Below are 1,661 nucleotides of genomic sequence, written 5' to 3'. Positions count from 1 at the left end.
CTCCGACATCTTCACCGGCCTTTATTCGGTCATCGCCATCCAGGCAGCATTGCGCCATGCCGAGCAGACCGGCGAAGGCCAGCACGTCGACATGGCGCTTTTCGACACCCAGATCTCGGCGCTCGGCAACCAGAATTTGAACTATCTCGTCTCCGGCCAATCGCCGGTGCAGATGGGCAATGCGCATATGAACATCGCCCCGTATGAGGTGGTGCCGGTCCGGGACGGGCACATCATCCTGGCGGTCGGCAATGACGGCCAGTTCGCCAAATTCTGCGCCGCTGTCGGACTGGACGACCTGCCTGCCAATCCCGACTTCGCCACCAATCCCGCCCGGGTCGCCAACCGGGTCAAGTTGCGCGAGCGCATGATCGAGGCGCTGAAGATTTTTGACCGCGATCCGCTGCTGGCCAAGCTGGAAGCGGCCGGCGTGCCGGCGAGCCCGATCAACACGATCGGCCAGATGTTTGCCGATCCGCAGACGATCGCGCGCGGCATGCGGCTCGATCTCGACGACGGCCATGGCAATCTTCTGCCTTCGGTGCGTGCGCCGATGGTGATGTCCGGCACGCCGCTGGTCTATGAGCGCCCCTCGCCACGCCTGGGCGAGCACACGCAAGAAATCCTTGCCGAACTGGAGAAGTCTGGACAATGAAGACCGGCGGACAACTCATCGTCGACGCGCTCGAAGCCAACGGCACCGACCGCATCTATTGCGTGCCGGGTGAATCCTATCTGGCAGTGCTCGACGCGCTGCACGACTCTGCGATCCGCACCATCGTCTGCCGCCAGGAAGGCGGTGCCGCCATGATGGCCGATTGCCATGGCCGCCTGACCGGCAAGCCCGGCATCTGCTTCGTCACCCGCGGCCCCGGCGCCACCAACGCCTCGGCCGGCATCCACATCGCCATGCAGGATTCGATACCCGTCATCCTGTTCATCGGCCAGGTCGCCAGCCACGCCAAGGAGCGCGAAGCGTTCCAGGAGGTGGACTATAAGAGGTTCTTCGGCGACATCGCCAAATGGGTGGTCGAGATCGACGACGCCTCGCGCATCCCCGAATTCGTCACCCGCGCTTTCGCGGTGGCGACATCGGGCCGTCCCGGCCCGGTGGTGATCTCGCTGCCCGAAGACATGCTGACCAGTATCGTCGAAGCGGCCATCGCCTTGCCGCACACGCCGGTTGAGACACGGCCGGGCGAAGCGGAGCTCGATGCGCTGGAAAAGCTGCTGGCCAAGGCCAAGCGGCCGTTCGTCATCCTCGGCGGCACGCGCTGGGACGCCGAGGCGGTTGCACAAATGCGCACGATCGCCGAGGCTTGGTCGCTGCCGGTCGGCTGCTCCTTCCGCCGCCAGATGCTGTTCGATCATCTGCATCCGAACTATGCCGGCGATGTCGGCATCGGCATCAACCCGAAGCTGGCCACAGCGATCAAGCAGGCCGATCTCGTGCTGCTGATCGGCGGCCGCATGGGCGAAATGCCCTCGTCCGACTACACGCTGCTGAAAAGCCCCTATCCCGACCAGACGCTGGTGCATGTCCATGCCGACGCCGGCGAGCTCGGCCGCGTCTACCGCCCGACACTGGCGATCAACGCCTCGCCGTCCGCCTTCATCGAAGCTTTCGCCAAGCGCAAACCGGCCTCGGAGCCGACTTGGGC

General features: G+C 64.9%; 2 protein-coding genes. Both read left to right on the top strand.

Annotated elements, in window-relative coordinates; translation table 11 throughout:
• The coding region (locus EN939_RS33215; RefSeq protein ID WP_164751470.1) for a CaiB/BaiF CoA transferase family protein at positions 1 to 655 on the top strand (655 nt) is incomplete at its 5' end.
• A partial coding sequence (locus EN939_RS33210) for a thiamine pyrophosphate-binding protein (RefSeq protein WP_245473263.1) occupies positions 652 to 1,661 on the top strand: 1,010 nt, incomplete at its 3' end. The genes EN939_RS33215 and EN939_RS33210, both read left to right, overlap by 4 nt.

This window comes from Mesorhizobium sp. M7A.F.Ca.CA.002.05.1.1, from assembly GCF_003998335.1.
Classification (GTDB): domain Bacteria; phylum Pseudomonadota; class Alphaproteobacteria; order Rhizobiales; family Rhizobiaceae; genus Mesorhizobium.
The sequence above is the reverse complement of the archived record's forward strand: the minus strand, read 5'-3'. Positions and strand labels throughout refer to the sequence as shown.